Annotated in this window: 23 protein-coding genes; 2 read left to right on the top strand and 21 right to left on the bottom strand. The window is 36.5% G+C overall.

Annotated elements, in window-relative coordinates:
* Positions 1–136: 136 nt before the first annotated feature.
* From solA to parE, 8 genes are all read right to left on the bottom strand, one after another.
* Positions 137–1,270: an N-methyl-L-tryptophan oxidase gene (gene solA, locus AC6UD1_RS01080; RefSeq protein WP_500706493.1), complete on the bottom strand. Its 1,134-nt coding sequence runs from the start codon at positions 1,268–1,270 to the stop codon at positions 137–139.
* Between the two features lie 403 nt (positions 1,271–1,673).
* Positions 1,674–2,627 carry a Dyp-type peroxidase gene (locus AC6UD1_RS01075; protein WP_500696685.1) on the bottom strand — a complete coding sequence of 318 codons (954 nt, stop codon included), beginning with the start codon at positions 2,625–2,627 and terminating at the stop codon, positions 1,674–1,676.
* A gap of 140 nt (positions 2,628–2,767) precedes the next feature.
* Complete coding sequence (gene msrA / locus AC6UD1_RS01070) at positions 2,768–3,295, bottom strand: peptide-methionine (S)-S-oxide reductase MsrA (RefSeq protein ID WP_500696684.1); 528 nt, start codon at positions 3,293–3,295, stop codon at positions 2,768–2,770.
* A 30-nt stretch (positions 3,296–3,325) separates the two neighbouring features.
* Positions 3,326–3,763, bottom strand: coding sequence for a peptide-methionine (R)-S-oxide reductase MsrB (msrB, locus tag AC6UD1_RS01065; protein ID WP_500693758.1), 438 nt, complete (start codon positions 3,761–3,763; stop codon positions 3,326–3,328).
* Between the two features lie 108 nt (positions 3,764–3,871).
* A complete protein-coding gene (locus AC6UD1_RS01060; protein ID WP_500695643.1) occupies positions 3,872–4,810 on the bottom strand; it encodes a manganese-dependent inorganic pyrophosphatase in 939 nt (312 codons plus the stop codon).
* A complete protein-coding gene (locus AC6UD1_RS01055) occupies positions 4,803–5,834 on the bottom strand; it encodes a LysR family transcriptional regulator (RefSeq protein ID WP_500695642.1) in 1,032 nt (343 codons plus the stop codon). The genes AC6UD1_RS01060 and AC6UD1_RS01055 overlap by 8 nt, the downstream gene beginning before the upstream one ends.
* A 65-nt stretch (positions 5,835–5,899) precedes the next feature.
* Positions 5,900–8,362 carry a DNA topoisomerase IV subunit A gene (gene parC / locus AC6UD1_RS01050; RefSeq protein WP_500699470.1) on the bottom strand — a complete coding sequence of 821 codons (2,463 nt, stop codon included), beginning with the start codon at positions 8,360–8,362 and terminating at the stop codon, positions 5,900–5,902.
* Between the two features lie 15 nt (positions 8,363–8,377).
* Complete coding sequence (parE, locus tag AC6UD1_RS01045; protein ID WP_500693762.1) at positions 8,378–10,339, bottom strand: DNA topoisomerase IV subunit B; 1,962 nt, start codon at positions 10,337–10,339, stop codon at positions 8,378–8,380.
* Positions 10,340–10,511: 172 nt separating this feature from the next.
* On the opposite strand from parE, the gene plsY reads away from it, so the two are divergent.
* On the top strand, positions 10,512–11,159 hold the full coding sequence (gene plsY, locus AC6UD1_RS01040) for a glycerol-3-phosphate 1-O-acyltransferase PlsY (RefSeq protein WP_500693763.1): 648 nt from the start codon (positions 10,512–10,514) through the stop codon (positions 11,157–11,159).
* Positions 11,160–11,199: 40 nt separating this feature from the next.
* On the opposite strand, the gene AC6UD1_RS01035 is transcribed toward plsY, so the two are convergent.
* From AC6UD1_RS01035 to AC6UD1_RS00975, 13 genes are all read right to left on the bottom strand, one after another.
* A complete protein-coding gene (locus tag AC6UD1_RS01035; RefSeq protein WP_500707097.1) occupies positions 11,200–12,084 on the bottom strand; it encodes an aldose 1-epimerase family protein in 885 nt (294 codons plus the stop codon).
* Between the two features lie 46 nt (positions 12,085–12,130).
* On the bottom strand, positions 12,131–13,585 hold the full coding sequence (gene hslU / locus AC6UD1_RS01030; protein WP_500695639.1) for an ATP-dependent protease ATPase subunit HslU: 1,455 nt from the start codon (positions 13,583–13,585) through the stop codon (positions 12,131–12,133).
* 16 nt (positions 13,586–13,601) lie between these two features.
* Entirely contained in the window at positions 13,602–14,144 is a 543-nt protein-coding gene (hslV, locus tag AC6UD1_RS01025) for an HslVU peptidase proteolytic subunit (protein ID WP_500695638.1), read from the bottom strand.
* Positions 14,145–14,164: 20 nt separating this feature from the next.
* Positions 14,165–15,091, bottom strand: a complete 927-nt coding sequence (gene xerC, locus AC6UD1_RS01020; RefSeq protein WP_500695637.1) for a tyrosine recombinase XerC — start codon at positions 15,089–15,091, stop codon at positions 14,165–14,167.
* Between the two features lie 76 nt (positions 15,092–15,167).
* Positions 15,168–17,297, bottom strand: a complete 2,130-nt coding sequence (gene topA / locus AC6UD1_RS01015) for a type I DNA topoisomerase (protein WP_500695636.1) — start codon at positions 17,295–17,297, stop codon at positions 15,168–15,170.
* Positions 17,298–17,386: 89 nt separating this feature from the next.
* Complete coding sequence (gene dprA / locus AC6UD1_RS01010; RefSeq protein WP_500707096.1) at positions 17,387–18,259, bottom strand: DNA-processing protein DprA; 873 nt, start codon at positions 18,257–18,259, stop codon at positions 17,387–17,389.
* Positions 18,260–18,297: 38 nt separating this feature from the next.
* Complete coding sequence (gene rnhB, locus AC6UD1_RS01005; protein WP_500707095.1) at positions 18,298–19,074, bottom strand: ribonuclease HII; 777 nt, start codon at positions 19,072–19,074, stop codon at positions 18,298–18,300.
* Positions 19,052–19,927, bottom strand: coding sequence for a ribosome biogenesis GTPase YlqF (ylqF, locus tag AC6UD1_RS01000; RefSeq protein WP_500707094.1), 876 nt, complete (start codon positions 19,925–19,927; stop codon positions 19,052–19,054). The genes rnhB and ylqF overlap by 23 nt, the downstream gene beginning before the upstream one ends.
* Before the next feature lie 17 nt (positions 19,928–19,944).
* Positions 19,945–20,166 carry a YozE family protein gene (locus AC6UD1_RS00995; protein WP_500693772.1) on the bottom strand — a complete coding sequence of 74 codons (222 nt, stop codon included), beginning with the start codon at positions 20,164–20,166 and terminating at the stop codon, positions 19,945–19,947.
* An 11-nt stretch (positions 20,167–20,177) separates the two neighbouring features.
* Positions 20,178–20,672: a dihydrofolate reductase gene (locus AC6UD1_RS00990; protein ID WP_500693773.1), complete on the bottom strand. Its 495-nt coding sequence runs from the start codon at positions 20,670–20,672 to the stop codon at positions 20,178–20,180.
* A gap of 9 nt (positions 20,673–20,681) precedes the next feature.
* A complete protein-coding gene (locus AC6UD1_RS00985) occupies positions 20,682–21,632 on the bottom strand; it encodes a thymidylate synthase (RefSeq protein WP_500696674.1) in 951 nt (316 codons plus the stop codon).
* Between the two features lie 30 nt (positions 21,633–21,662).
* Positions 21,663–23,582: an ABC-F family ATP-binding cassette domain-containing protein gene (locus tag AC6UD1_RS00980; RefSeq protein WP_500707093.1), complete on the bottom strand. Its 1,920-nt coding sequence runs from the start codon at positions 23,580–23,582 to the stop codon at positions 21,663–21,665.
* Between the two features lie 20 nt (positions 23,583–23,602).
* Positions 23,603–24,811, bottom strand: a complete 1,209-nt coding sequence (locus AC6UD1_RS00975; protein WP_500696672.1) for a CCA tRNA nucleotidyltransferase — start codon at positions 24,809–24,811, stop codon at positions 23,603–23,605.
* Positions 24,812–24,925: 114 nt separating this feature from the next.
* Here AC6UD1_RS00975 and AC6UD1_RS00970 point away from each other — a divergent pair, with 114 nt between their 5' ends.
* Positions 24,926–25,744, top strand: coding sequence for a site-specific integrase (locus AC6UD1_RS00970; protein ID WP_500693777.1), 819 nt, complete (start codon positions 24,926–24,928; stop codon positions 25,742–25,744).
* Positions 25,745–25,769 lie beyond the last annotated feature (25 nt).

Genomic DNA, 25,769 nt, shown 5'->3' with positions numbered 1-25,769 from the left:
GTCTTATTTAAATAGTTTCTATACTCAATGATACGCTAATAATGAGTGCTTTTAAATAACCTTCATTATTGGCTTGCTTTCAAAAAAATAACAACAGCATTTGTTGTTATTTCATCGATTAAATTTTTGATTATTTTCAGTGGTTAAAACGGTCTAATCTAAATGGTTCTAAGTTATAAGGATTTGATTTTCCAAGAGCTTGATCACTTAATAGTTTACCAAGTACACTGGAAAATTTGAATCCGTGTCCACTTAATCCAGTTACAATTTGAATCTTATTCATGGATGGAATCCGGTCAATAATAAAATCACCGTCAGGAGAAAGATCATACGAACATGTACCACCATGGTCAATACCATCAGTCCCTGTCAAATGATGCTTTAGTAATGGATCGATTTCATCTAAATCTTCAGAATAATCGCCAAAATTGCCCCTTTCTTTTCTATTTTTAATCTTTTGACCACCCTGGTGACGTCCAATTTTAATGGTGCCATTACTTCCTGGGAAACCGTAATACTGAATAGCATTTGCAAGTTCTACCGTAAAAGCTGGGAACCCTTCATTTTCATTTAAACCGTTATCGGCGACGTTAAACCATGCAAATACCTTTCTTGTTGGCGTGATTGGTAAATTTGGCAATAGTTGTTTGACCCAGGTTCCTGCTGATAAAATGACATTTTTGGCATAAAAAGTATGATCTTGTGTTTTAATCTCAACAATTCCATTGTCTTGCTGATCAATCTTTCTAACAAAACTATCAAAGCTTTGGGTAACGCCATTATTTTTAGCACCTTCGATATATGTTTTAATAATTTCCTCTGATTCTAAATACCCTGCACCTGGCTCTAAAATCCCTTCGTATTGATCGTTAAAATTCCAGTTATGCCATTGATCGTGAATTTCAGTTGAAGTATAAGGAACAATATCAATATCGTAGTCATTGGCAGACGCTTTGATATTATTTAAAAATGCTGAATCTTTTGGCCCAACGGTCAGAACGCCAGTTTTATGGAAAAGACGTTTGCCCGTCTGTTTCTGGAGTTTATCCCATAATCTTTGAGCTTCTAGTAGTAGCGGGATATACTTCTCTCCCTCACCATAGGCATGCCGGATAATTCTAGTCTGCCCGTGATGTGATCCTAGTGTATGTGGGGGTTTAGCAATATCCAGCTCTAAAATATTGCTATTATTTTGACTGGCGTAATATCCTGCCGCCGAACCAACTGATCCTGTTCCAATGATTGCTAAATCAAAAATATTATCAGACATATTATGCCTCCGTTGTTTTATTATATTAAAAGAAAATACAAAAAAGCTCTTGAAACAAAAGTTTCAAGAGCTTGGACGAATAAACGCGGTACCACCGAGCCTTGATTGTCAGTTTTCTGCCAATCCTCAGTAACATTGCTAATTATATCTAGAATAAATTAAGCAGTGTATAGCGCTCTAATGGACGCCATCCAAATATGACTTGTAAATAACTTGTCTATATATGCTCCAAGACCATTTTCCTAAATGCCAATATGCAAGCATCTCAGCGTCGCTTGCTTTCTGTATCATGGTTGGTTCAGTACTCATCTTTTCTTAGCATTTTCTTTAGACAGTACATTATGCTTAACCAACGTTTTTGTCAATGATAATTAATCAATAATTTTTAAAAATTTACTGATGACTAATTTAAATCCCCATCAGCAATTTTTTCAAGCATTGGTCTTGAAGGGATGAAAAAAGTTTGACCAGTTAATAAGGTTGAGAACGTTAACAAGAAATCATCTTCATCAACCATCTGTTGAAGCATGCCCTTAATAACGTGCCAGTATCGTGAATACGCAATAAAGTAAGTTCCTGTATCATTGTTAGCAGGATCAGAATAAGGAACATTCATTCTGACAATTTTTTGTTCAACTCCGTCAACGGATGTGTTTGAAGTTACATTATGGGCATTTTTAAATTTTTCTTCATCTGGTAATTCTAAGTCAGAAAATTTTTCTCTCCCAATGGCTTTATCTTGAGTAGTAGTATCTAGGTGATTCCAATAGTCCATGTTATGGTGCCATTTTTGTGCAAAAGCATATGAACCATTGATAAATTCAGGATCTTCATCACCAATAAGCGCGTATGGAGCAACATCTTCAACTTGTGGAACTTCAGTCCCATCAATGAAACCGATAATAGCTCTTCCCTCTAAATATCTAAAACCATGAGTTTCGTTCACTACTTTAGTAAAATCTCTTAAAAAGAGCATGAATTGAGTAGTAACTTCGTATACAACGGCTTCAGTATTAGCACGAATATGAAGAAAGATGTCTCCTTCAGACGATGGCATCGAATAGTTTGGACCCTTAACACCAGTAAAATCTTCTAATTCTTTAGGTTTATTAGCCTTCGGAAACAAGTAGTCCCAAGCTTTGCTACTAAAGCCAATGGAAACTCGAAGGTTTGCTTCAGGTTCTCTAATTCTCATTGATCTAATAATGGATTGTGAACGATCAGCAAAATCTTGGATTCCTTCTTGAGCCGCCTTTTGATCTTTTCTAGTTAGCTCTAAAGTGGCAAATTCAACGTTTTCACCAGTATCTTTCCAAACGTCTTGCGATTTATTTGGTCTTATCTTTTCTTCAGTCATTATAATACCTCCCAGAATATACTCAGTATTAATATGAGATTAGAATCACTTTATTACTAATCTCATACCACTTTTATTTTACTACATATAACTAGTCATTAAAAAAGAATGTCAAATTGGCATTCTTTTTGTTAACTTATTTACTTCTTCCAATGATCATCAATGAATTTTTTCCGTCCGCCACTTTCTTCGATGGCGTATCGAAGTGGATTCTTCTTGTAGAAGTCTTGATGGTAATCCTCAGCTGGATAAAACGGTTGAGCGTCTTCAATTTTCGTTACAATTGGTTCATCAAACTCGCCACTATTTTCTAATTCTTTCTTAGATTCTTCAGCAATTTTACGTTGTTCGGGACTATTCACGTAAATTACGGGACGATAAGAATCACCACGATCTTGGAATTGCCCCATTGCGTCGGTTGGGTCAGTTTGATGCCAATAGATTTCAACTAATTTTTTATATGAAATGATGCTCGGATCAAAAGTAATTTTAACTGCTTCTGTGTGACCGGTAGTACCTGAAGCAACTTGCTCATAAGTTGGATTTGGGACATGACCACCTGTGTATCCAGATACAACGGAGATAATTCCTGGCATCTGATCAAATGGTTGGACCATGCACCAGAAACAACCACCGGCAAAAATTGCTGTTTCTTTTTTATCACTCATTAATAAAGACCTCTATTTCAGTTATTTGTATTATTCAACAAACTTTTTGTATTTGCCATACCCTTCTTCGTCCATCTTATCATAAGGGATGAACTTAAGAGCGGCAGAGTTAATACAGTAACGTAAACCACCCTTGTCTTGCGGTCCATCTGGAAAGACGTGTCCTAGATGGGACTTAGAGTCTGCACCACGAACTTCTTGTCTAATCATACCAAAAGAAGTATCAGTATCATTCTTTAATTCGTCTTCACTAATTGGTTTAGTAAATGATGGCCAGCCACAACCAGCGTCATACTTATCAGCAGAACTAAATAATGGCTTACCATTTACAACATCAACATAGATTCCTTTTTTATAAAAATCATCATATTTGCCAGTAAATGCAGGTTCAGTTCCAGCATTTTGAGTTACGTTGTATTGCTCAGGTGTTAAGCGGTTTCTCAAATCATCTTTATTATTTTCAGCCATAATATAAACCTCCTATTTGTTTCTATATTTAATTTATATCTTATCCAATTAAATAGCAAACAATTTGTTTTAAACCAAAAAATCCACAATTAAGTGGATTTTTTATAACTATTCTTTTTCTAATGCATCAGTTAATGGGGGAACAACTTGCTTTTTTCTAGAAACGACTCCAGGCAAATTCATAATGTCATCATCATTGAATTTGTTATCAAAAGCTTGTTCGACCACGCTCTTTGGTTCCCCAACTACAATTAGTTCTGAATTACTATCAAGAATATTGGTTACAAGCACTAAGAATAAATCATAGCCCTTATCCTTAGATTCAGCCTTCATAGCTTTCTTAATATCATCAGCACGTTTGGTAATATCGTCTAAATCGACAACGTTAATTTGGTCGATCCTGACATTCTTACCACCTAACGTAAATGACTTAGCATCTCCGTCAATAAGTTGTTGATCAGTTTTTGCGTCAACGTTAGTCCCGGCCTTAAGCATTTTAACACCATAATCTTCGTAATCATCGATTCCGGCAATGTCAGCTAAAGCTTTGAGTGCATCGCGATCAAAATCAGTAGTAGTCGGTGATTTTAACAATAAAGTGTCAGAGATAATGGCTGACAACATTAAACCGGCTAATTTCTTGGGAATTTTAATACCCTCTTCTGAAAACATCTTAGTAATAATTGTACTGCAGCATCCATAAGGTGCAGCACGATAATACAAAGGTGCAGCAGTGTTAAAGCCATTAATTCGGTGATGATCAACAACATCAGTTACGGTTAATTGATCAATATCACTTACACTTTGTTGAGGTTCGTTGTGGTCGACTAGCATTACTTTATCAACTTCAGGCTTTGCACGTTCAATCACACGTGGTGCCTTAGTATCAAAGTAATCAAGCACATACTTAGTTTCAGCATTGGGATTGCCTAAAGCGACTGCTTCTACATCATACCCGTCTTGTTTCTTCAAATATGCGAGTGCCATTGCAGCCACAATTGCATCCGTATCCGGTACTTTATGTCCAAAAACTAGTTCTTTACTCATGATTCTCTCTCCTCTTTTTCCATATTTCCAAGAGTCTCTGACGATCTCTAACTTCTATATTAATACTACTTAAGTATACATCTTTAGCCTGCTCATATTCTCCTACAAAACCACTAAATTCGTCAAATAATTTATTTAACCGCGGAATACCATCTTTAGTATCACGATAGACGGCAACGGCTTGAAGAGAAAAATCAGGAATAATATCAGTATAATAAGTATTCTTTTGAGCCATTTTAGTTCGATCACGTGTCATCATAAAGGTCTTCGGCAGAATGGTATTTAACCCAGATGATAAAGCAAATTCTATGATTTGCACTGGTCTTGTAAAACATGCTTCCATTTTTGGCATTTCATAGCGCTTGGCGCTGTAAATGTTCTTTAAAAATTGATTAAAGTAATAACCATTGGGGAAACCTACCATTGGTCCAACAACTTTTTTAAGATTGATTTTACTTCCAATTTTACTTTTATCATGATGAACATAGCACAAAGTATCGTGAGTAATCGGTTTAATGGCCATTCCCTTCCAATTATGCAATTTCTCGTTTGGTAGGTACATAATGGCTAAATCAATTCTTCCACTTTCAAGATCAGAGATTAATGTTTGTTGAGTCAACATGTACATTTCAATTCGCAAATCTGGATTCTTTTCATAGAAATATAGGGCAAAATTTTCAAATATTTCATCTTCAATTGCAGAAAGAATTCCAACCTTAATTGTTCCACGGATTGAGCTTGAATATGATTCAATTTCATCAGTAGCATTATCAAGGATTCCATATACTTCCTCGGTAGCATTTTTTAAAGTATAACCCGCATCAGTTAAATGAATTTGTTTACCAACAGAATAAAATAAGTTAGCATGGAGCTTATTTTCTAATTTTTTAATTTGTTGGGATAGTGCAGGCTGTGTAATTCCTAAAATACCCGCAGCTTTTGTATAGTTCAGCGATTCAGATAATTGTAAGAAATATACCAAAGCCTTGGATGAAAATAATGATTCCCTCTTAGATTCTCTCAAAACTAATACCTCGCACTAACATTTATTATTATATTGTGTATATTATCACGAAATCACTATATTTACTATAGCAAATTATCAACTTGAGATTGTTTTAAAGTGTCATGGGCAATTAAAATTGGAGTTCCAATCATCTTCGTATTCATTACGGACGACCCGTTTGATAAACGACCTGACGTACCATAGTCACCCAAGACCACTTCGTGTGAAGTCGCGTGATCAGTATAAATTTTAAGCGTTTCATCACTAGAATCAATTTTGATAAAATCAGCTAACAGATTACTTTTGGTTTTAAATTCCTTTAAGACTTTAATTCCTTTTCGTGCGCGGCTAGTCACTGGAATGTCGCTTACTCTCATCTTTTTAAAGTTCCCATTTTGGAAAACAACTCCAATTTCAGACTCATCATTTACAAATTGCATGTTAACGACGTGATCATCATCAGCTAAACTAATTGCCTTCACTCCTGTGGTCCTCGGACCATTCAACGAAACTTCCTGCAAGTCGTATCTAAGGGCCATTCCCTTTTCTGTCATCAATAAGACACTACCAGGATCTTCAACCCGATTGTATGAGACATTGACTACTTTTGATAGCGGTTCCTTCAATTTTTCATACATTGCAGCGCGACTTTTATAGGTACGACTGGGAAGTAATTTACTAAATTCAGTGCGCTTAATATGGCCAGCACTAGTTGTAATTACAAATTCACCATCTTGTTTACTTAGATCAGAGAAGTCATAAACCGCAATGATTTTTTCATTGGCATCAAGCCCATTCATTCTTGAGATATGTTCTCCCGTGTCTTTCCATTTAACGTCTTCGACTTCATAAACACGGCGATAAATCATATTACCCTTGTCAGTGAACATAAACAGCGAATCACGAGTGTTTAATTCATTTAGGTAAACGGCATGGTCATCGTCTTTTAAGCCGTTATCAGTGATCTCAGACGCATTAAATGAGCGAAGACTACTGCGTTTTAGATAACCATCATTACTTACCATTACCATTACATTTTCGTCCGGAAGCGTAACTTCCTCACTAACTTCCAGATTTTGAATTTTGTCTTCAATTTTAGTACGACGTGGATTACGGTAACGTTTTGCAATATCTCTAAGTTCGCTTCTTAAAACAGAGTCAAGTTCATCTGGACTTGCTAAAATAGTCTCATATTCAGCAATTTTAGCTGCCAAATCAGCGTTTTCTTTTTTTAATTCAGTAACATCTGTATTAGTTAAACGATACAATTGTAAGGCAACAATCGCATCCGCTTGTTTTTCGGAAAAATCGTATTCAGAAATTAAATTATTTCGTGCATCTTGTTTATCTTTACTAGCACGAATGGTTTTAATCACCTGGTCTAGGATTGATAATGCCTTAATCAAACCCAAGACAATGTGTTGTCGTGCATTGGCTTTATCTAAATTAAATTTAGTTCTTTTAGATATAACATCGCGTTGATAATCCAAGTAAGCAACTAAGATTTCTTTTAGAGAAAGCCTTTTTGGTGCCATATTGCTAATAGCAACGACATTAAAATTATACGAAATTTGCAGGTCAGTATTTTTGAACAAGTAATTTAAGATACTAGTACTATCAACGTCCCGTTTCAATTCAATTGCAATCGTCAATCCTTCGCGATCTGATTCGTCTCTTACTTCGGCAATTCCATCGATTTTTTTGTTGATCCTAACTTCGTCAATTTGTTTGACTAATTGAGCCTTATTAACTTCATAAGGAATTTCGGTTATCTTGATCATCTGTTTATTTCCACGTAATGCTTCGATTGAAGTTTTAGAACGGATCATGATGCGTCCCTTACCAGTTTCGTAGGCCTGTTTAATTCCGTCAAGTCCCTGAATGATTCCGCCAGTTGGAAAGTCTGGTCCTTTAACGTACTTCATCAGACTATCAAGTGTGGCATTTGGATGCTTTTGTAGATAAATTAATGCATCAATTACTTCACCGAGATTGTGTGGTGGGATTTCGGTGGCATATCCCGCTGAAATTCCAGTAGCACCATTTACTAGTAAGTTAGGAAATCTAGAAGGAAGAACGACAGGTTCATACTCCGTATCATCAAAGTTTAAAACCCAATCAACGGTATCCTTATCGATATCCCGCAACATTTCATCTGATATTTTACTTAAGCGAGCTTCTGTGTAACGCATGGCTGCTGGAGGGTCACCATCCATTGAACCATTGTTTCCGTGCATCTCAATCAACGGTTCCCGTAGTTTCCAGTCTTGACTCATACGAACCATAGCTTCATAGATTGAACTATCGCCATGAGGATGAAAATTACCCATGACGTTACCAACTGATTTAGCTGCTTTTCTAAATCCTTTAGAAGAAGTATTGCCATCCTTATTCATGGCATACAAAATCCGTCTTTGAACGGGTTTAAGTCCATCACGGACGTCTGGCAATGCTCTCTCTTGAATAATTGATTTAGAATAACGACTAAACCGTTCGTCCATAACTTCTGAAAGAGTTAAATCTTTAATTTTAGATCTATGTGCCATTTCATCACCTCCAAGCTAATTTTTCTCAGTATTATCTAAAATACTTCCGTCTTCTTCGAGATTAAATTGAACGTTATTTTCAATCCATTTTCGACGTGGTTCTACTTTATTACCCATTAAAGTTGATACTTGTCGTTCTGCATCAGCTGCATCATCGATTCGAACTCGAATTAAAGTCCTTTTGGCAGGATCCATCGTAGTTTCCCATAATTGATCCGCGTTCATCTCGCCCAAACCTTTGAAACGCTGTAACGAATATCCTGATTTAAAATCTTTAATGTCTTGATCACGTTCTTCATTGGTCCAAGCATATTCTACTTTGGATCTCTTCCCCTTACCATGTTGCAATTTATAAAGTGGCGGTAATGCAATATATACCTTACCTGCTTCAATCATTGGCCGCATGTATTTATAGAAGAAAGTTAAAAGGAGGATCTGAATGTGGGCACCATCATCGTCCGCATCTGTCATGATAATAATTTTGTCATAATTTGATTCCTCGATCTTAAAATCAGTTCCTACACCCGCTCCTACTGTGTAGATAATCGTACTAATTTCCTCATTTTTCATAATATCGGGAAGTTTAGCACGTTCAGTGTTTAGAACCTTCCCACGTAACGGTAAAATTGCTTGATGCTTTCGATCTCGTCCTTGCTTAGCGGAGCCTCCGGCCGAATCTCCTTCAACTAGAAATAATTCGTTTTCACTCGTATCTTTTGACTGAGCTGGGGTCAGTTTCCCAGAAAGGAGTCGTTCTCGTTTCTTTTTCTTTTTACCATGTCGACTTTCTTCCCGAGCCTTTTTAGCAGCCTCACGCGCTGTGCGCGCATTGGTGGCCTTTTTAATCAAAGTTTTAGCAAAGTCACTATTTTCCATGAGGTAATAAAGTAATTGTTCTGAAACAACACTATCAACAACTGACCTTGCAATCGGGGTTCCCAACTTTTCTTTAGTTTGACCCTCAAATTGGAGCAGTTCTTCAGGTACTTTTAACGCTACGACAGCAGTTAACCCCTCACGAACATCGTTTCCCTCCAGGTTCTTGTCTTTATCTTTTAATAAATCAACTTTTCTAGCGTATTCATTGAAGGACTTGGTCCATGCACTCCTAAAGCCGGCTTCATGACTCCCACCGTCCTTAGTTCTCACATTGTTAACAAATGAAAGCATATTTTCGGTATAGCCGTCATTGTATTGAGCAGCAACTTCAACTTCGATGCCATCTTTTTTACCATCGAAATACATAACTTTCCCAAGGGTACTTTTACCCTCGTTTAAATAATCAACAAATTCTTTGATTCCATCTTTGAACTGGAACTCATCTTCACGAATCTTTCCGGGTCTTTCATCTTTAAGCGTTATTTTAACGCCCTTCAGCAAAAAGGCAGACTCACGAAGCCGTTCTGCCAAGATATCATAATTATAAGTTGTAGTAGTAAAGATGTCCGGATCAGGTTTAAATGTGACAGTCGTTCCGGTATGTTTATTGGTTTTTCCAATTTTTTTTAGGGTTCCAACAGGATGCCCACCATTTTTAAAATCTTCTTGATAAAGAGTACCATTACGGACAATTTGAACCGTTAAATGAGTTGAAAGTGCATTAACAACACTTGACCCAACTCCGTGCAATCCCCCAGAAGTTTTATATCCTCCTTGGCCAAATTTCCCACCAGCATGAAGAACCGTTAAAATTACTTCAGGAGTTGGTTTTCCAGAAGAATGCATTCCAGTTGGCATACCACGCCCATGATCAACCACTGTGATACTATCATCTTCGTGAATGGTAACGTTGATTTCATCACCATAGCCAGCTAATGCTTCATCGACTGCATTGTCAACAATTTCGTAAACTAAATGGTGCAATCCCTTTGAATCAGTAGAACCTATGTACATACCAGGTCGTTTTCGAACTGCTTCTAAACCATGTAAAACTTGAATTGAAGAGTCATCATACTCTTGCTTTTTTGCCTGTGTCATTAGGAAAGACTCCTTCTTTTAGTCATCGTTTTTAATAATAACCTATTTAAACTTGATTGCAAAGACGTTTTAAAGTTAGCTCATTTTTCCAAACTAAATTTTAAAATCATCTTTTTAATGATAGAATAAACTTTTGGGACTTATATATTACATTAATAATACGGAGGAAGATATGGTTAAATTTATTATTCTCCTAATCTTTGCTTATTTATTGGGATCAATTCCCAACGGAATTTGGATTGGCAAAGTATTTTTTCATATCGACATTAGACGACATGGCTCCAAAAATATTGGAGCTACCAACACTTATCGGGTACTAGGATGGTTTGCAGGAACCATTGTGATGATTCTTGATATTGCTAAGGGCGCCATTGCTACTTGGTTACCAATGCAGTTTGGAATCCATTCATGGTACCCACTCATTTTTGGACTGGCAGCGATCTTAGGCCATACTTATTCAATTTTTGATCATTTTCGTGGTGGTAAGGCAGTTGCAACTAGTGCCGGGATGCTTTGGGCATATAACTTCGTCTTTTTCTGCATTGCGGCCGGAACTTGGATTATCTGTATCTTTGTTACTAGTATGGTAAGTCTTGCTAGTATGCTAGGCTTTACCATTATTGTTATTGCATCATTATTTGAAAACGATCCAGCACTGACAATTCTAGCAATTTGTTTAACAATATTTACTTTCTATCGCCACCGTAACAACATCATTAAGATTATTCATGGAGATGAAAATCTCGTTCCGTTTGGTCTTTATTACTGGTACTTAAAATACGTAAAGAAATCCATTCCTTCAAAAAAACAGCATAAATAAGGGGCACTCAACGAGTGTCCCTTATTTAATTTAATCTTATTTAGAAGAAAGTAATATCAAAATCAGCATTTAAGCTTTCGTTCGGGTCAAGTTTACTTATATCGGCCTTATCTTTTAAAAATCCAGTACTGCCTTCCTCATCAGCAATTCCCCACCATGGTTCTAAACACACAAAGGGAGCATTTTTAGGATAAGTTGACCAGATACCAATGTACTTACAGTCGTAAGCAGTCAAAGCGACTCCATGCTCGGTGACATCTGATTGGAGCATAACGGTAGTTTGCTCATTATCAGATACATCAAGCACCTTTGCATCATGAATAAATAGGTTACGATTTAACTGTAGTGGATCGTTCAGCGTTTTTTCAATTGGATGTTTAATATTACTGTATCCATTCTGATCAATTCTAACAGTTTTATAGTCATGCTTTGGAGCAATCGAGACCGAATAATCATCAAATGTTTCTTTCTTAGGAAACAATGGGACGTTGAATCCTGGATGAGCTCCTAATGAGAAATACATTGGATCTGGATTGATATTTTCTACTACCATTTCAACCGCAATGGTGTGTTCATCTAGCTCATAGTGAATAGATAAATTAAAGTTAAAGGGATAAATCTTTCTAGTAGCCGCACTCGAATGCAACATAAAATTGACTTCGGTTTGGTTGTGAGATTCGATCTCAAACTCACTATCTCTAGCAAAACCATGCTGATACATATGATAACTGTTTCCATCGTAAATATAATCATCATCTTGAAGTCGACCAACGATTGGAAACAAGATCGGTGCATGACGCTTCCAGTACTTTTTATTAGCACCCCAAATATATTCAGTACCGCTTTGATCCTTAACCGAAACAATCTCAGCACCTTTTTGATTAATTCGAACCGTTAAGTAATCATTTTTTAGTGTAACTGGCAATTTAATCCCTCCCTTTCTTTATATATTATTTCACAAAATGTAGAAACTATAAAATATATCGTGCTATATTTTCATCAGCCGCAAGATTACCAACTTTGTCTTCAACGTATTGTTGGTTAATCGTAATATCACCCATATGCATATCTGGTCCTTCATACAAAATATCTTCAAGTAATTTTTCTAGAATTGTGTGAAGCCGTCTAGCCCCGATATTATCAGTATCATGGTTAACAGAATATGCAATATCAGCAATTTTTTCAATTGCTTCCTTAGTAAAAGTTACTTTAATATTATCCGTCCCAATTAATGCTACATATTGCTTAATTAATGCATCACTCGGTTCAGTTAAAATTTTAACAAAGTCATTCTTACTTAGATCATTTAATTCTACTCGAATTGGAAATCGACCTTGCAGTTCAGGAATTAAATCTGAAGGCTTACTATCAGCAAAAGCACCGGAACCGATAAACAAGATGTGATTGGTATTTATGACTCCATACTTAGTATTTACATTTACACCTTCAACGATTGGTAAAATGTCTCGTTGAACACCTTCTCTTGACACTTCTCCACGAGTTTGTTTGTTTCCACCAGTCAATTTATCAATTTCATCTATAAAAATAATCCCGGTATTTTCGGCACGTTTAATTGCTGAGCCATTCACTTTGGCATCGTCAATTAGTGTTTCTGATTCTTGATTGATTAATGCTTCACGAGCTTCTTTTAACGGAAGGACTCTTTCAACTTGCTTCTTTGGCAGCATACTCTCTAATCCCTGCAAGTTAATTCCCATTTGTTCCATTTTGCTGTTGTCCGCGTTTAGTGCAGTTGCTGGGTCATCAATGGAGATTTTAACTTCATGGTCCTCTAACTCGCCGTTTTCAATTTGATTTAAAATTTGATCGGCATCATTTTTAATTTTATTCTTTTCGTCATTATCCATGAAGGGATCTTTTTGAGTTAACCAAGATAGATCAATTGGCTTACCCTTCTTAAACGCCTTATTAAACTCTTTGACCGTATCTTCTAATTTTTTATCGTTATTTGCGATTGCTTCTGGATCATCTACGTGATTTTCTTCGCGTGAAATGATCTCAGCCAAGTCCTTATTCGCTTTCTTTTCAGCTTCACGTCTAACGTTTTTAAACTCAATTTTCTTTTCCATTTGAACTGAGCTCTCAACTAAATCACGAACCATTGAATTAACATCTCCACCAACGTATCCAACTTCAGTGAATTTGGTTGCTTCTACTTTGACAAATGGAGCGTCTACAATCTTAGCCAAACGACGTGCAATTTCTGTCTTACCAACTCCAGTGGGACCGATCATCAATAAGTTTTTAGGAGTAATGTCCTCTTGCATCTGTGGGCTTAATTGAAGACGACGGTAACGATTACGCAACGCGATTGCTACAGACTTCTTAGCATCGTCCTGTCCAACAATATAATTATCTAATTGGGAAACAATTTCTTTTGGTGTCATTTGTTCTTCTTTTGTCATTAATTAATACCTCGGTTTATAGTTCTTCAGAAATTACATTGTGATTAGTAAAAATATCAATGTCAGCAGCAATGTTAATAGCAGCTTTGGCAATTTCTTCAGCTGACATTTCAGGCGCCTTATGTTTCATTGCAGTGGCTGCTGCTAATGCAAAATTACCACCAGATCCAATTGCTAAAATATCATCGTCTGGCTCAATTACTTCTCCTGAACCAGATACTAAAAGCAAATTATCATGATCGGCAACAATTAGCATGGCCTCAAGTTTTTGTAACTGTTGATCGCCGCGCCATTCTTGAGCTAATTTTACTGAAGCTCTTTTTAAGTTGCCGCTATATTCTTTCAACTTTTTTTCAAACTTTTCTTCTAGGTTAAATGCATCAGAAACACTTCCAGCAAAACCGACTCCAACTTTCCCATCAAAGATCCGACGGATTTTATGTGCGGTTCCCTTCATGATAACTTTTTCTCCCATAGTAACTTGACCGTCACCAGCTAGTGCAACGTGACCATTATGTCTGATGGCGCAAATTGTGGTAGCTTCAAATTTTACTGTCATAATTAAATTCCCTTCAAAAGTTAGTTTGGATTATCTTCATCAGGACGCTTAAAGAACTTCTGGTAGTTCTTAAGTAGTCCTTCTTTGGTAACATGAGTATAAATTTGGGTTGTAGATAAATCAGAATGACCAAGCAATTCCTGAACAGTTCTAAGATCAGCTCCATTATTCAACATTTGAGTGGCAAATGTATGACGAAGCATGTGAGGATGAATTGAACTATTAAGACCACTTCTTTTCATAATTCCATCTAAAATGTATTCAATACCGCGGCTTGACAGTTTATCACCATGCTGATTGATAAATAAGTAAAGATGGTCTTTATGATATTTACGCATAATTGGCGTTCGGCATTTCTCCATATATCGTAAAATAGCACTTTTAGCATACCTTCCAAATGGCAGATAACGTTCCTTGTTTCCCTTACCTAAAACAAGCATGATTCGATTATCAAAATCAATGTCGTTAATATCAAGATTGGAGCACTCACTGACTCTCATTCCCGTCCCGTATAGAACCTCAAGAATGGCACTGTCACGAGTAGCAATTCGTTTGTCCTGATTACTTGCGGCTGTTTTAAAAAGAATGTCTAATTCTTTTTGATAAAAGAATCTTGGTAAATGCTTATTATGCTTTTTTATGTGAACATATTCAAACGGATTGTCCGAAATTAGTTCATTGTTTAGCAAAAAATTAAAAAAAGACCTTAATGAAGAAATTTTACGAGCGATGGTGCTATTCTCATCTCCTCTATCGTGCAAAGTACCTAAGAAAACTTCAACGTCAAAATTGTCGATATTTTTAAAGCTTTTAGCATTTCCTGACGTCTGTAGAAATACATTAAATTCCTCAAGATCGTCTTCGTAAGCTTTAGCCGTGTCTTTTGAATATTGACGTTCGTTTACAATATATTTTACGAATAGTTTGATTAGTTTTTTGTTTTGCATTAGTTTTTCCTAAGTTAAAGTAACTTTTTACATTTTACCTTATAAATAAAACCGTTCCGAGGAACAGCTATTTTAATTATTTCTGAATGTCTTCTTTATAATCGCCGTTTGGACAAATCACTTGCATGCCACCGCGAACCTTTTTTTCAACCAAGAAATGACCACACTTTGGACAATCTCGTCCAATTGGCTTATCCCATGAAACAAAGTCACATTCAGGATAACGTGAACATCCATAAAACAACCGATTCTTTTTTGTTTTACGTTCAATAACTTGGCCTTTCTTACACTTCGGACAAGTTACACCAATTTCTTTGACAATTGCTTGAGTATTGCGGCAATCAGGAAAGCGTGAACAAGCGTAAAACTTGCCATACTTCCCCATCTTTACGACCATCGGCGCACCACATATCTCACAGTTAAACCCGGCTAATTCATCCTTAATTTGAACATCTTCCATAAGCTGTTCCGCATGATCAACTTCTTTTGAAAATGGTTGATAGAAGTGATCTACAACTTCAACCCATTTTTCTTTAGCTTCTTCGATCTCATCCAATTTTCCTTCGACATCAGCCGTGAAATCAACGTTGACAATGTCAGGAAAGTACTCTTCAATAATTTTATTTACAATCTCACCGAGTTCGGTTGGTTCAAATCGTTTTCCAACTAGTTTAACGTAATAACGTTTTTGAATTGTACCTAATGTTGGCGAATAGGTAGATGGACGTCCCACTCCATTCTCTTCTAAAGTTTTAATCAGATTGGCTTCAGTGTATCGAGCTGGTGGTTGAGTAAAGTGTTGGTCTGGATTATTTTTAGATAATTTAACGGTGTCACCACTATTTAAATCAGGCAAGATATTATCTTTCTCTTTCCCATTTGAATAGACTTTCAAAAAACCTTCAAATTTCATCTTTGAGCCGTTAGCACGATACGTTACACCATTTTGTTCAATGGTTACTGTTTCAGTATCCATAATTGCTGGAGTCATTTGACTAGCTACAAATCGTGACCAAATTAAATTGTAAAGTTTATATTGATCCTTAGTAAGATATTGTTTAATGTTTGCAGGAGTCCGATAAACGGATGTAGGTCGGACTGCTTCGTGCGCATCCTGAGCGCCTTCTGGCATTTTCCCCTTAATTGGTTTATTAGCAGAGTATTCTGCCCCATACTTTTCATGAAGAAAGGTAGCTGCCTCATGCTTAGCAATTGATGAGATTCTTGTTGAATCAGTTCTCATATAGGTAATGAGACCCTGGCTTCCTTCTTTGCCAATATTAATTCCCTCATAAAGTTGCTGGGCAGCCATCATTGTTCGTCCAGTCTTAAAATTTAATTTCCGGTTAGCATCTTGTTGAAGAGTACTAGTTGTGAATGGTGCGTTCGGTTGTCTCCGCCGTTCTTTTTTAGTGACTTTTGTAATATCAAAATCAGCTTTTGGATCAATTTGTTTTAAAACTTTTTGTACATCATCATTATTCGCAAGTTTCGCTTTCTTGCCATTAAGACCGTAGAAACTAGCTTTAAACTTTGAACGCCCAGACTTAAATTCAGAATCAATTGTCCAGTATTCTTCTGGCTCAAATTTTCTAATTTGACGTTCCCGATCAATCACTAACCACAATGCTACTGACTGTACCCGTCCGGCACTTAATCCCTTTTTTACTTTTTTCCAAAGCAGTGGAGAAATCGAATATCCCACTAATCGATCCAAAACCCGACGTGCTTGTTGAGCATCCACGAGATTCATATCGATCGTTCTTGGATGTTTAAAAGCATCCTTAACGGTATCCTTGGTAATTTCGTTAAAGACCACGCGATTTTGATCATTAACGTCAAGATTCAACACGTGGGAAACATGCCAGGCAATTGCCTCACCCTCACGATCAGGGTCAGATGCTAAGTAAATCATCTTCGACTTCTTAGCCTCTGACTTTAGCATTTTAATTACGTCACCTTTCCCCCTAATTGAAATGTAGTCAGGTTTAAAATCGTCTTCAATGTCCACGCCCATCCTACTCTTAGGGAGATCACGAACGTGTCCTTTACTTGCTACGACCTTATAGGTACTTCCCAGATACTTTTGAATCGTCTTTGCCTTAGCTGGCGATTCGACAATCACTAATTTTTTCTTTCTTGAACTTGCTTTACGTTTTTTTGTTTTAGTTGTTTTCTTTGTCTTTGCTACAGAAGTTGTGGCCATTAAAATTATCCTCGTTATTTTTTCTTCATTAATACATGATAATTTCCGTTTAAATTTCTTCCATATCATATTGCAGTTTTAAAGACCTGTCAAACTAAAGAATCCTCCAAAACATCATTATCACTCAAACAAGGACGTGCTCCAGAAGCAATTAGTTGATTACAACCCTTAGAAAGTGGAGAAGTAATATTACCTGGTATGGCAAGGACATCCCGATTTTCAGACAAAGCCAAACTAGCAGTAATTAAACTTCCTGACCTTTGCTTTGCCTCAACAACAATTAATTTTTCGCAAAGACCAGCAATAATGCGATTTCGTTCCACAAAATGATATTTTAAGGGCCTACTTCCTAATGGATACTCACTGATAACCAGGTTGGTTCTCATCAAATTATCCTGAAGCTGCGTACATTCAGCGGGATAAAAACGGTCGAGGCCTGTTCCAATCACCGCAATTGTACGGCCATCATGTGCTAAAGCACACTGATGACTTAAACAATCAACTCCCTTAGCCAGACCAGACACAATCGTAAACTTTTTAAGTACCTGACGTGTAATAATTTCCTTAATTGCTGCAATTGAATAACTTGTACACTGTCGTGCTCCTACCACAGAAATCGAACGTGTTGTAAGTAACGACACGTCACCCACATAAAAGAGCACAATTGGCGCGCAATAAATATCAGCAAGTTGTTCAGGATAACCATCATCAAGAATGGTTATCCAATGACACTTTTGGTTCAAACGAAAAGATCGCTCTAACTCACTACTTAAAAATGAATTCTTAAACTTCGTTGTCTGCAAATGATGACGTTTTAATAGATTGATTAATTCACCTTCAACCTCAGATAAAGACATGTTTTCAACTGAAGTCCCCTTAACCCACCGTGCAAGAATTGCTTCGCCTTTAATCCCAATCCCACGACATAACTTGATTCTAAGCAATAATTTCCGTTTATCCATTTTCTACCTCCTGGTTTGTCTATGGATAAATACGTAAATTAATGATTGATTGTTTTTAATACTGGTGAAAAAGTCTTGCGATGAATTGGGGTCGGGCCAAGTTTATCTAAAGCCCGTAAATGTTCTTTGGTTCCATAACCCGCATTTCGTTCGAATCCATATCCAGGATACTTACGAGCGTATTCATTCATTAAATCGTCTCGAAAAACCTTAGCAAGGATACTAGCAGCAGAAACACTAACTGATTTTGAGTCTCCCTTAATCAACCTAGTCTGCGGAATACTGTCATCAATTGTCATTGCGTCCACAATAATATGACCTGGCTGTGGATCTAACTTACTAATTACGTTTTTCATGGCAATTCTAGTTGCTTCATAAATATTGACTTGATCAATCATCTGACTTGAAACCGCAAAATAGTTGTAAGCAATCGCTTCCTTTTTGATTTTTGGAACTAGTTCTCGTCTTTTTTCATCACTCAATTTTTTGGAATCATTGACGTCAATAAGATCAAAGTCAACTGGTAAAATTGCCGCACCAGCGACTACTGGACCAGCAAGCGGCCCTCTGCCCACTTCATCAACGCCAGCAATATACTTCACCCCGCGTTGCCATATTTCTTTTTCATATTTAAGTCTGGTTAAAAAATCACGTTTTTTCTCGGTCTGGGTATTAATTCGCTTCAACGTTCTCTTAATAATTCTTTGAACTCCAATTCGTGGATCATCCCCAAAGCGGACAAAAAGCGGATCACTAACATTATCAACGTTAGCAAACCGCTCAGAAATTTCTCTAATCGTCATTGCCATGTTCATTTCTTTCCACCAGTTCAAGGGAATCTAACGTAAAACGTCCTAATTTTCCCCCTTGAACATCATTAATAATCCTGACGCTGGCTCGGTCGTAATCGTCTTTCATTCCAATCTTTTCAGTAATTTTAAGTAATAACTCAACATCACTTAGATTTAAATCGGACGGACCCAAATGATAACGTCTCAAGATCTCGTCGCTATGGTGACTACGAAAAAAATGAAGTGCAAATAAAGCAATATCATCAGGATGATAAATACTCTCCTTAATTGCTCCCGTTAACGCTAATTTATCAGCAATCTCCTGATTTTGAAACTTTGGCCACAATATTCCGGGAGTATCTAATAAATCCATCGTTTTACTGGAGGTTAACCATTGTTGGCCCTTAGTTACTCCTGGACGATTGCCAACCGCTGCTGATCTTTTACTAACTAACTGATTCAACAAAGTTGACTTGCCTACGTTCGGAACTCCCACACAGATAGCTTTAATGATGTCTTTCTTTAGGCCCTTTGCTTGCGATTGCTCTAACTTATCCTTCAGAACTTTCCGAGCAGCAGTCTCAATCTTATTTCTGACTCCACGTGATTTTGAATCAATTGAGATGGCCGATAATCCCGTACTATTAAAGTAATCTAACCATTCTTTAGTCATCTTTGGATCAGCTAAATCAGATTTAGTTAAAATAAACAAGCGTGGCTTATTACCTGATACCCGCTTAATCTCTGGATTAATCGATGAATACGGAATCCTTGCATCAACCAATTCAAAAATAATATCAACAACATGGACATTTTCCTCAAACTGACGAATAGCTTTCGCCATGTGTCCAGGAAACCATTGTATATTACTTCCCATTTACTGCTCCTTTATCGTTAATCGAGGTAGGCAAGATACTCTTTCCATGCATCATCAAAAATTGTCATGGATGGTAAATAACCAGCATTTTCCTCCAAGTACTTAGAAAGCCTTTCAAAATTATCCTCTTGCTTTGGAAATAATTGATCAAAGAACGCATTATTAGCAAACTCCGCAATCGGATCGGAACTCCCTGGATGTCTTCTAGTCATTAAAAATTCATAAAAACTTTTTCTCAATTTCTTACCTCTTATTTCTTACGCTTAAATATCTCAAAAGTATGCGGATAAACATTATGTTCATCAACTTTTCCAGAAATCTTCTTTTCTAATTCAAATTGAGAATAATCAATATCAATCATTTTAACATCCCCATCAAAATCATGATTGATACTAGTGCGATACAGATAATCAACAAACGGCAACAAATCTTCAAATACAGATGTTCCACCAACCACAAAAATCATTTCATTAGGGTATCTTTTTGCATACTTCAAAAATTCATCAACCGTTTTAAAGGTCACAACCCCACTCGGAAAATCACTCTGCGGGCGGTGAGTCAAAACCAAATTTTTGCGTCTTGGTAATGGTCTTTTAAAACTGTCATACGTGGTTCTACCAGCTAGAATTTGATGATCGATCGTATTACGTTTAAAAAATTGCATGTCATCCGGCAAGTGCCAGGGTAATTTACCATCTTTTCCAATGACATGTCCATTTGATTCTGCCCAAATATAAGCTAACATAATAATCTCCTATACTGCCACTGACGCTTTAATTGGCTTGTCGTGGTGATAATCAACCACCTTAATATCATCCATATCATAATCAAAAATACTTTCCTTATCGGGATTTAGCCATAGATGTGGAGCTGGGTGTGGCTTTCTCTTTAACTGCTCTTTGACTTGATCAATGTGATTACTGTAAATATGAGCATCACCTAACGTATGGACAAAGTCACCAGGAATTAATCCGACCTCTTTGGCAATTAAACTAGTAAGTAAAGCATAACTTGCGATATTAAATGGAACTCCTAAAAAAATATCACCACTACGCTGATACAGTTGACAACTTAACTTGCCATCGTTTACGTAAAACTGAAACATTACATGACAAGGTGGAAGAGCCATACTAGAAATATCTTCTGGATTCCAAGCACTCACAATCATTCTTCTAGAATCAGGATTAGTTTTAATGGTATTAATAACATTTTTAATCTGGTCAATGGCCTTACCATTGCTCGTTTTCCAGTTACGCCATTGACTCCCATAAACCAAGCCTAGATCGCCATATTTTTTGGCAAAATCATCGTCATTTAAAACTCGTTCACAAAATATTTTCTTCTGCTTTTGGTATTCTTCATTAAATTCGGGATCACTTTGTGAACGCAAACCAAAATTAGTCATATTTGGTCCATGATATTCATCAGAATTAATCCATTTTTCAAACGCCCATTCATCCCAAATGTGATTATTATGTTTAAGTAAATAACGAATGTTAGTATCACCTCGCAAAAACCAGAGTAATTCTGATTTAATCAACCGAAAGGGAACTGCCTTAGTGGTTAAAAGTGGAAAGCCGTCCTGTAAGTTAAAACGCATTTGATAACCAAAGGTACTAATGGTTCCAGTACCAGTTCGATCTGATTTTTTGTGACCATTATCTAAAACGTAACGTTCTAGATTTAAATATGCATCCTCTAACATTTTAATCTCTTCCTTTTTTAATAAAAACAACTACTCATCAACGTACTGGCTCAAATATTCCCATCGGTTCATTAATTGATCCGATTTCTGATTTAATTCATCAAGATTTCGTTGTAACTCTGCTAACTTATCATAATCCGAACTATTTTCTTGCATCTGTTTTTTTACATCTTTAGTCTGGCGATCTAAAGAATTAATCTTACCATCGATCTTATCCCACTCAATTCTTTCAGCATACGTTAACTTGGTTTTCGATTTCGTGCTTTTTTTCTCGGAAGTGCTATCTTTAGCTTCATCTAATCGGCTATTGGTTTGGTTCTTACTATCATGATGAACCTGTTTCCTTTGCATTTTCATTTTTTGTAGATAATCAGTAAATTGACCAGTATAACGCTCAATTTTAGCATTCCCATCAAAAATCAATAATCGATCAGCTACTTTATCAAGAAAGTAACGATCATGAGATACTGTAATCGTTGTCCCATTAAAGTGCTTGATGTAATCCTCTAGAACCGTTAAGGTCCCAATATCGAGATTATTAGTTGGCTCATCAAGAAGAAGCACATTTGGTTGCTCCATCAATAATTTCAGTAAATAAAGGCGCCTTTTTTCTCCACCTGAAAGCTTGCGGATCAAAGTTCCATGCATAAATTTAGGAAAAAGGAACTGTTCTAATAAATTAGTAACGCTGACCTTATTTCCATCCTTATCAACCACATTTTCACCGATATCGGTTAAATAACTAATAACACGTTTGTCTTCCGGGATTTTCTCCATTTTTTGTGTATAATATGCCATTTTAACGGTTTCACCAATATCAATGGTACCGGACTGAAGTGGAAGCTTTCCAGCAATTACATTTAAAAAGCTTGATTTCCCGGCACCATTTTCACCACTAATTCCGATTCGTGCACCATTTTGAATTAACATGCTGAAATCTCTTAGAATTGGCTTATGAGCAATTGTTAAGTTAGCGTGTTTAATGTCAATCACTTTTTTACCAAGCCGTTTTTGACCAATTGTAATATCGACATCTTCATCGATTGGATTGCCCTGATCAACATCAGCTTTTAAATCGTTAAATCGATTAATTCGTGCTTGTTGCTTAGTGGAACGAGCTTTAGCGCCTTTTTTCATCCACTTTAACTCTTGTTTGTAAAGCCGTTGCTGCTTATGAGAGGCAGCCTCTTGCTCTTCATCAAGTTCAGCCTTCCTCTGGACATAATCTTGATAATTACCGGGATACTTATAAAGTTTACCAAATGATAATTCCCATATTTGATTAGCAATTTGATCCAAAAAATAACGATCATGGGTAACAAATACTAAAGCTCCCTTGTATTTACTCAAAAACCGTTCCAACCAGTCAATCGAGTCAAAATCCAAGTGATTGGTAGGTTCATCTAATAAAAGTAAATCAGGTGACTGAATTAAAACCTGAGCTAATCCAACTCGTTTCTGCTGGCCACCCGACATGCTACCCACCTTTTGATCTAAATCGGTAATTTTCAGTTGATTAAGGATGTTTTTAACGTTCACTTCCGCCGTCCAGGCATCCTCTTCATTCATTTTTGCTTCTGCATTCTCAAACTTTTTTTCAAAATCTGAATTTTCTGAATGCTTAGAGTAATTTTTAAGTGCATGTTCATAGGATCTGATGATTTTAAAAATCTTTTGATCACCAGCAAAAACAGCGTCAATAACGGTTAGGTTTTCATCTAAATCTGGAACCTGCTTTAGGTATCCAATTGTGTACGACTTAGAAGTGGTAATTGTCCCATTAACATCATGATCAATTCCAGAAATAGTGTTTAAAAGGGACGATTTACCACTTCCATTCGTTCCAATTAATCCAATTCGGTCATGTTCATTGATAATAAAGTCAAGATTTTTAAATAAAGTCTTTTCACCATACGTCTTCGTCAAGTTTTCTGCTTTTAATGTTTGCACAATATCTGCTCCAATTATTTTTAATCATTATTTATTTGCTTCGATGCAGAAAGTAGTGAATCTGAATCATTTTTAATTTGGCCACTTATAACGGAACGTTCCAGTTGATTAAGAACATTTCCTAATAATGGACCTGGTTTAAAACCTCTATCAATCAACATTTTACCGTTAATTTTTAGTTCACTTTTACTTTTAATCGGAAGGCGATCATATTCATTTTCTATTTGGCCAATATTGACTACCTTACCTAAGGTCATGGCTACTTGACATGCGTTATCAAGATTGATGCGACCAACTTTATACGACGTTACTGGATCTAAAACATCACTTACAATCTTGTAAGTTGCTTTAACCGTTAGTTTAACGTTCTCGGTTAACCTATTTGATCCCTTCCAACTCTTCATCAGATGTCCAATCTGTTCACTATTTAATTCGCACTGACATGCAATTAAGGACCAGACCTGAACTTCGTTATTAATGTATTCTGAAATGGGACGTGACCCTAACCTAGCTATTTCAGAAACATAATCACCCAAGACGGGAACATACTTAATTAAATTCGTTTGGATCATCTGTTTAAGCCCCTTGCCAGGAGCCATCCCTAGCATCATCTTTACAAATTCCACGTTAATTCGTTCCACAGCAATCTTTTTTAATAGATAACTATGTTTACTAATCGCGTTAAAAGTGTTCTTTTCAATTGCAAAATCCAGTTTACTAGCAAATCGAACAGCACGCATCATTCGTAAAGCATCCTCATTAAAACGTTGTTCTGGATCTCCAACAGCCTTAATTAGATGATTTCTTAAATCATTTAAGCCACCAAACAAGTCAATGATTTCACCATTTTCTTTCATGGCAAGCGCATTGATAGTAAAATCACGACGCTTTAAATCATCTTCAAGTGATCGAACAAAGGTAACTTGATCGGGACGCCGATAATCTTGGTATCCTGATTCAGTCCGAAACGTCGTGATTTCATAAGATCGACCATCGTGCACCACCGTGACGGTTCCGTGTTCAATCCCAGTATCAATTGTCTTCTTGAAAATGGTTTTAATTTCTTCAGGATACGCACTACTTGCGATATCAACGTCATGAATTGGTGCATGCAAAATAGTGTCACGGACTGATCCGCCAACAAAATAAGCTTGAAATCCCGCTTCTTCAATTGTCTGAAGAACCCTTCTAGCATCATCAAATTCACTTGGTAAGTTGTCTATTTTCATGATCCACACACCTTCACTGATTTCATTCTACCAAAATTATCATATAAAAGTTAGGCTTGTGTCTGGTTCTTGTGTTATGATTAAGTTAAAGTAACTTATTACAGGAGACAAATCATGAGTAACAATTATCCATATCAAGATCATTTTGAACGTTATCTAAGAAAAAAAGAACTCTCAAATGTAACCATTCGCGAGTATTCCAAAACTTTATCGGATCTTTTTAATTATTTATCTAATTTTAACGTGGGATACCAAGCGGATCACCGAGTTAGTCAAATCTTTGATCGAGACATCGAGCAATATCTAGATATGATCATTTCTAAGCGTAATAACGGAAACAATACCTATAACAAGGTTTTATCTCAGATCAACGTCTATTTTAAATTCTTATTTAACAACCACCTTAATACCCATCTTCCTACAATTAACATTAAAAGTAAGGAAAAAAACGAACATAATTCATACATTACCAAGTGGATCTATTCTTTACCAACTATCCTCGAAGATCCTGAGGTTCACTACTACACTAGAATGACGCTGTTACTTATCAGTAAGGGATACCAATCTTCAGAGTTTCTCTTACCTGGCTTTTATCATGAATTAAACCACGTTGACTTTTCACCTGAAGAAAAATCCTTTTTATCTAATTTTCAAAAATTTGTTACCCCGCTTCAAATTCGTCATCATTCAAAGGACCTCTTTTTAAAGCAAAGAATCGCTTCCAACTGCCATATTACATCTGCAGGTCTTCACAAATACTTAAAGCCAGATAGTGAATACCTAGCAATGAATCTTAATCCCAAATCACTATACCAAGCATTCGTCGTTAACTACCTCAATCAACATCCAAATGATAGTGACAAAACTCTTGCACAGGATTTAAGAATGGATCCAGCGTCACTAATCTATTATCAAAAATTAGCACAAAAATAAGGATCAGAGTATCAAATCCAACTCT

This window comes from Fructilactobacillus sp. X8R1C1, from assembly GCF_059900945.1.
Note: the sequence above shows the minus strand (reverse complement) of the source record. Positions and strands in the feature narration are given on the sequence as shown.